The 7,201-nt window shown below is 62.3% G+C and carries 5 protein-coding genes; all 5 read left to right on the top strand.

Annotated elements, in window-relative coordinates:
- Positions 1–368: 368 nt before the first annotated feature.
- Positions 369–1,892, top strand: coding sequence for a fumarate hydratase (locus tag ACM6I7_RS22700; RefSeq protein ID WP_247267992.1), 1,524 nt, complete (start codon positions 369–371; stop codon positions 1,890–1,892).
- A gap of 181 nt (positions 1,893–2,073) precedes the next feature.
- A complete protein-coding gene (locus ACM6I7_RS22695) occupies positions 2,074–2,268 on the top strand; it encodes a hypothetical protein (protein ID WP_103367404.1) in 195 nt (64 codons plus the stop codon).
- 78 nt (positions 2,269–2,346) lie between these two features.
- Positions 2,347–4,107, top strand: coding sequence for an ATP-binding protein (locus ACM6I7_RS22690; RefSeq protein ID WP_333988620.1), 1,761 nt, complete (start codon positions 2,347–2,349; stop codon positions 4,105–4,107).
- On the top strand, positions 4,107–5,438 hold the full coding sequence (locus ACM6I7_RS22685) for a sigma-54-dependent transcriptional regulator (protein WP_414889326.1): 1,332 nt from the start codon (positions 4,107–4,109) through the stop codon (positions 5,436–5,438). The genes ACM6I7_RS22690 and ACM6I7_RS22685 overlap by 1 nt, the downstream gene beginning before the upstream one ends.
- A 321-nt stretch (positions 5,439–5,759) precedes the next feature.
- Positions 5,760–7,079, top strand: a complete 1,320-nt coding sequence (locus ACM6I7_RS22680) for an MFS transporter (protein WP_007965880.1) — start codon at positions 5,760–5,762, stop codon at positions 7,077–7,079.
- Positions 7,080–7,201: the final 122 nt, after the last annotated feature.

Below are 7,201 nucleotides of genomic sequence, written 5' to 3'. Positions count from 1 at the left end.
CTCCCCGAGAGATAGGGAACTGACCGCATTGTTTATTTGAGATACGCCGACCTGATACATCATGCCGAACTCAGGTTTGAATTCGCCACAAATCGGCTCCCTTCCCCCCTCGCCCCCTTGGGCGAGAGAGCTGGGGTGAGGGGGGTGGGTATTGAAGTGCAAACCCGATGTTCGATATTCGCCCAACCATGCGACCAACGAATGACTGCCGACGCGTGTATGCCCCGAAGAGGCGCGGTATACTGCCGCGCCTTTTTAGCGTCGCGCCAGCAGCCCCGGCGTGCCTTGAAAGGTGCTTGCGACCGACCGATGCACCCAAGCTGCAAGCACCTTATTGAATGTTCCCGTCTTTTAGAGGAGCGCGACTCATGACCGTGATCAAGCAAGATGACCTGATTCAGAGCGTTGCCGACGCCCTGCAATTCATTTCCTACTACCACCCCGTGGACTTCATCCAGGCGATGCACGAAGCCTACCTGCGCGAAGAATCGCCAGCGGCCCGTGACTCGATCGCGCAGATCCTGATCAACTCGCGCATGTGCGCCACCGGCCACCGGCCGATCTGCCAGGACACCGGCATTGTCACCGTGTTCGTGCGTGTGGGCATGGACGTGCGCTGGGATGACGCGACCATGAGCCTGGACGACATGATCAACGAGGGCGTGCGCCGCGCCTACAACCTGCCGGAAAACGTCCTGCGTGCCTCGATCCTCGCCGACCCGGCGGGCGCTCGGAAAAACACCAAGGACAACACCCCGGCGGTCATCCACTACTCCATCGTCCCGGGCAACACCGTGGAAGTGGACGTGGCGGCCAAGGGCGGCGGTTCCGAGAACAAGTCGAAAATGGCCATGCTCAATCCGTCCGACTCGATCGTTGACTGGGTGCTCAAGACCGTTCCGACCATGGGCGCCGGCTGGTGCCCACCGGGCATGCTGGGCATCGGTATCGGCGGCACCGCCGAGAAAGCCGCAGTGATGGCCAAGGAAGTGTTGATGGAATCCATCGACATCCACGAACTGAAAGCCCGTGGCCCGCAGAACCGCATCGAAGAGATCCGTCTGGAGCTGTTCGAGAAGGTCAACCAACTGGGCATCGGCGCCCAGGGCCTCGGTGGCCTGACCACCGTGCTCGACGTGAAGATCATGGACTACCCGACCCACGCCGCCTCGCTGCCGGTGTGCATGATCCCGAACTGCGCCGCCACCCGTCACGCGCACTTCGTGCTCGACGGTTCTGGCCCGGCCTCGCTGGAAGCGCCATCGCTGGATGCCTACCCGGAAATCGTCTGGGAAGCCGGCCCGTCGGCCCGTCGCGTCAACCTCGACACCCTGACCCCGGAAGAAGTGCAGAGCTGGAAGCCGGGCGAAACCGTCCTGCTCAACGGCAAGATGCTCACCGGTCGCGACGCGGCGCACAAGCGCATGGTCGAGATGCTGAACAAGGGTGAAACCCTGCCGGTGGATCTGAAAGGCCGCTTCATCTACTACGTCGGCCCGGTTGATCCGGTCGGTGACGAAGTGGTTGGCCCGGCTGGCCCGACCACCGCGACGCGGATGGACAAGTTCACCCGTCAGATCCTTGAGCAGACCGGCCTGCTGGGCATGATCGGCAAATCCGAGCGTGGCCCGACCGCGATCGAAGCGATCAAGGACAACAAGGCCGTGTACCTGATGGCCGTGGGCGGCGCCGCTTATCTGGTGGCCCAGGCCATCAAGAAGTCCAAGGTGCTGGCCTTCGCCGAGCTGGGCATGGAAGCGATCTACGAGTTCGAGGTCAAGGACATGCCGGTCACCGTCGCGGTGGACAGCAACGGTGAGTCGGTACACATCACCGGCCCGGCGATCTGGCAACAGAAGATCGCCGAAAGCCTGGCGGTAGAAGTGCAGTAAGCGTTTCGCAGCTGGAAAAAAAGGCCGGCCCGTCAATCGACGGGCCGGCCTTTTTTATGCCTGGGAGAACGACACATACCTTGGGCTTGAGCGCACCTGTCAGATCTGACAGGTGTGCGCTGCTGTGATCGTTGTTAGCGTCAATCCATCTGCGTCTTCGCCTGTGCAATGTATGTGACTCATGGCTGATCAAGACCTCAGTATCACCCCGCCCTCCATCGCCAAGAGTTCGACGATTGCCACTTTCAGCAAGCGTTTGGTTTGTTCGAGTGATAGCGTCGAAAGCCTGACACAGGCCACGCAAGCCGTCATTGGCGAGCTGGCTTATACACGCACCATGCTGCTTTCACACTCACACCGGTTCACGGCGGTCTGATCAGGTAACGCGTCAGACGAGAAGGACGGGCAGGCCCATGCTATCGTGCCCGCCCGTCCCTTTATCCATTAGCCCAGCATGCTGCCGACTTCCCGTACCCTGCGTTTGTCGTTGTACACCCTGCTGATCATTGCCGGTGCGGCCATCGCCGCGACCCTTGCCATCCGCCACGCCGAACGCCAGGCGATGGAGGAAGACGCGACCCGTGCCAGCCAGCAATTGGCGCTGTATGCCAACTCGTTGCACACCCTGATCGACCGCTATCGCGCCCTGCCCGCCGTGCTGGCGCTGGACCCGCAATTGCGCAGCGCGCTGGCCGGGCCGGTGGGCGCGGAACAACAGAACGCGCTGAATCTGAAGCTGGAGCAGATCAACGGCGCGGCGCAGTCCTCGACCCTCGAGCTACTTGATCACAGCGGCCTCGCGGTGGCCGCCAGCAACTGGCGCCTGCCGAGCAGTTACGTCGGCCACAACTACGGTTTTCGTCCGTACTTCAGCCAGACCCGCACTCAGGGCAGCGGGCGCTTTTATGCGGTGGGCGTGACCAGCGGCATCCCTGGCTATTTTCTGTCCAGCGCGGTGCTCGGCGACAACGCCGAGTTCCTTGGCGCGATGGTAGTCAAACTGGAGTTCCCCGAGCTTGAGCGCGAATGGAGCCAGGGCAGCGACACGCTGCTGGTCAGCGATGCACGCGGGATCATCTTCATCGCCAACCAGCCCGGCTGGCGCTATCGCTCGTTGCGGCCGCTGGACAGCCGCGACATGGACGAGATCAAGCGCACCCGCCAGTACGACAAACAATCGCTGATCCCGCTGACGCATTTGTCGCTGCGTCACTTCGACGACAACAGCGACCTGCGCCGGGTCGAAGGCCCGGACGGAACGGCGGACTATTTGTGGGAGTCACTGCCGCTGGCCGCCGAAGGCTGGACCCTGCACCTGCTGCGCCGCCCGCAAGTAGCCTTCGAAGACTTGCGCAACGCCGGGCTGGCCGCTGCGGGTGTGTGGCTGGCGTTGGTGTTTTTGCTGCTGTTCCTCAATCAGCGCTGGCGCCTGTCGAAAGTCCGTCAGCGCAACCGCGAAGAACTCGAACAACTGGTCGAAGAACGCACCCGCGATCTGCGTACCGCGCAGGACGGTCTGGTGCAATCGGCCAAGCTCGCGGCGCTGGGGCAGATGTCCGCCGCACTGGCCCACGAAATCAATCAACCGCTGACCGCGCAACGGATGCAATTGGCAACGCTGCGCCTGCTGCTCGAACATGGCCGCGTCGATGACGCGTACAAGGCGCTCAAACCGGTGGACGACATGCTCACGCGCATGGCATCGCTCACCGGTCACCTGAAAACCTTCGCCCGCAAAAGCCCCAGCGGCCTGCGCGAACGGCTGGACCTGGCGACCGTGGTCGATCAGTCGCTGCAACTGCTCGATGCGCGCCTACGCGACGAACAGGTCAGTCTGGTGCTGCACCTGACGCGTCCGGCCTGGGTGCGTGGTGATGCAATACGCCTCGAACAGGTGCTGATCAATCTGCTGCGCAATGCCCTCGATGCAATGCAGGGCAAACCGTGCAAGCGCCTGGAAATTCGCCTGGAGGTGGACGAACAACTGTGGCGCCTGAGCGTGATCGACAATGGCGGCGGGATTGCCGAACAGCACTTGAACCAGGTATTCGACCCGTTCTTCACCACCAAACCGGTGGGCGACGGTCTCGGCCTCGGGCTGGCGGTATCCTTTGCCATCGTGCATGAATCCGGCGGGCGTCTGAGCGTTGAAAATGGCGAGGCCGGCGCGGTGTTCAGCCTGACCCTGCCGATCGATCTGGAGGCACACATCTGATGCTCAACTCGGTGATGGTGGTCGATGACGAAAGCAGCATTCGCAGCGCTGTCGAGCAATGGCTGAGCCTGTCGGGGTTCGCGGTGCAGCTGTTCAGCCGCGCCGAGGATTGCCTCGCCGCACTGCCCAGCCACTTCCCCGGGGTGATCCTCAGCGATGTGCGCATGCCCGGGCTCAGTGGGCTGCAGTTGCTGGCCGAAGTGCAGCGCCGTGACAGCGATTTGCCGGTGATACTGCTGACCGGTCACGGCGATGTGCCGATGGCGGTCGAAGCCATCCGTGACGGCGCCTACGACTTTCTGGAAAAGCCGTTCAGCCCGGAAACCCTGCTCGGCAGCCTGCGCCGGGCACTCGACAAGCGGCGACTGGTATTGGAAAACCGCGCCCTGCACGAGCAGGCCGACCACCGCGCCAGACTCGATGCGACGCTGCTCGGCGTGTCCCGTGGCATGCAGACTTTGCGCCGGCAAGTGCTGGATCTGGCGGCGCTGCCGGTCAACGTGTTGATCCGCGGTGAAACCGGCAGCGGCAAGGAACTGATCGCCCGCTGCCTGCATGATTTCGGCCCGCGCGCCGACAAGCCCTTCGTGGCGCTGAACTGCGCGGCGATCCCCGAGCAGTTGTTTGAAGCCGAGCTGTTCGGTCATGAAAGTGGCGCGTTCACCGGCGCTTCCGGCAAGCGCATCGGCAAACTGGAATATGCCGATGGCGGCACGTTGTTCCTCGATGAAATCGAAAGCATGCCGCTGGCTCAGCAAGTGAAATTGCTGCGGGTGTTGCAGGAGCAGAAGCTGGAGCGCCTCGGCTCGAACCAGAGCATTCGTGTGGATCTGCGGATCGTCGCCGCGACCAAACCTGATCTGCTGGATGAGGCCCGGGCCGGACGTTTTCGCGAAGACCTGGCGTATCGCCTGAACGTCGCCGAACTGCGCCTGCCGCCGCTGCGCGATCGCCGCGAAGACATTCCGCTGCTGTTCGAATCGTTCGCCTTCAGCGCCGCCCAGCGTCTGGGCCGCACGTTCCCGCCGTTGAGCGGGGCGCAATTGAGCCACCTGCTCAGCCACGACTGGCCGGGCAACGTGCGCGAACTGGCGAACGTCGCCGAGCGCCAGGTGCTGGGGCTGGATGAGCCGGTGCAGGGCATCGATCCGGGCCAGTCTCTCGCCGCGCAGCAGGAAGCCTTTGAAGCGCAATGCCTGCGCGCGGCGCTGACCCGGCACAAGGGCGATGTGAAAGCGGTGCTGGAAGAGTTGCAACTGCCGCGCCGGACCTTCAATGAAAAGCTGCAGCGGCATGGGTTGAGCCGGGAGATGTTTGTTCCGGGCAGCTGAGTTTTGCAGTGTTTGATCGGGCCTCTTCGCGGGCAAGCCCGCTCCCACAGTGGTCGGTGGTGTTCACACATTCTGTGTTCAGCACGAAACCCTGTGGGAGCGGGCTTGCCCGCGAAGAGGCCCGCACAGGCAGCATTTATCCATCAGCCCGAATGAGCAATTTTCCGCTCACCACAATCCAGCCATAAGCGGATTTCCGCTCATTAAATCTTAAGCCCCCCTCTAAACCGGCCCTCCCCCCGTTGGCACAGCTCCTGCTATAGCCCCAGCAGGCTGCGTTCCAACGCGCTCCACAAAAACAATTAAACGAAGGATCCTTCAATGGATAACTCCAACGCCCTGCCCCTTGGGTCGGCTGCCGCGCCCGCCAAAGAAAGAACCACCGCCAGCAGGATCAAATCGATCTTCAGCGGCTCGGTCGGCAACATGGTCGAGTGGTACGACTGGTACGTCTACGCCGCTTTCTCGCTGTACTTCGCCAAGACCTTCTTCCCCGCCGGTTCCACCACCGCGCAACTGATGAACACCGCCGCGATCTTCGCCGTGGGCTTCCTGATGCGTCCGATCGGTGGCTGGCTGATGGGCCTGTACGCCGACAAGGTCGGTCGCAAGAAAGCCTTGATGGCCTCGGTCTACCTGATGTGCTTCGGCTCCTTGCTGATCGCCCTCAGCCCCAACTACGAAACCATCGGCATCGGCGCGCCGATCCTGCTGGTCTTCGCGCGCTTGCTGCAGGGTCTGTCGGTCGGCGGCGAGTACGGCACCTCGGCCACCTACCTGTCGGAGATGGCGACCAGGGAGCGTCGCGGTTTCTTCTCCAGCTTCCAGTACGTGACCCTGATCTCCGGCCAGCTCATCGCGCTGGGCGTGCTGATCGTGCTGCAGAACATGCTGACCACTGAACAGCTGTACGCGTGGGGCTGGCGTATTCCGTTCGCCATCGGCGCACTGTGCGCGATCGTTGCGCTGTACCTGCGTCGCGGCATGGAAGAAACCGAGTCGTTCACCAAGAAAGAGAAGTCCAAGGAAAGCGCGATGCGCACCTTGATGCGCCATCCGAAAGAACTGCTGACCGTGGTCGGCCTGACCATGGGCGGTACGCTGGCGTTCTACACCTACACCACCTACATGCAGAAATACCTGGTGAATACCGTCGGCATGAGCATCTCCGACTCGACCACCATTTCTGCCGCCACGCTGTTCCTGTTCATGTGCCTGCAGCCGATCATCGGTGGCCTGTCGGATAAAATCGGTCGGCGTCCGATTCTGATCGCTTTCGGCGTACTCGGGACGATCTTCACCGTGCCGATCCTGATGACCCTGCACACCATCCAGACCTGGTGGGGCGCGTTCTTCCTGATCATGGCGGCACTGATCATCGTCAGCGGCTACACCTCGATCAACGCCGTGGTGAAAGCCGAGCTGTTCCCGACCGAAATCCGCGCGCTGGGCGTCGGCCTGCCGTATGCACTGACCGTGTCGATCTTCGGCGGCACCGCCGAATACATCGCGCTGTGGTTCAAGAGCATCGGCATGGAAACCGGTTACTACTGGTACGTGACCGCGTGCATCGCGGTGTCGCTGCTGGTGTACATCACCATGAAAGACACGCAGAAACATTCGCGGATCGTGACTGACTGATCGGGTTTTCACAGCCACTGCAACGGTGGCTGTGATGGCCCCTTCGCGAGCAGGCTCGCTCCCACATTGGATCGTGATCGACACAAGTCCCCTGTGGGAGCGAGCCTGCTCGCGAATGAGGC

Source organism: Pseudomonas sp. IT-93MI4, assembly GCF_949767635.1.
GTDB lineage: Bacteria > Pseudomonadota > Gammaproteobacteria > Pseudomonadales > Pseudomonadaceae > Aquipseudomonas > Aquipseudomonas putida_A.
The sequence above is the reverse complement of the archived record's forward strand: the minus strand, read 5'-3'. Positions and strand labels throughout refer to the sequence as shown.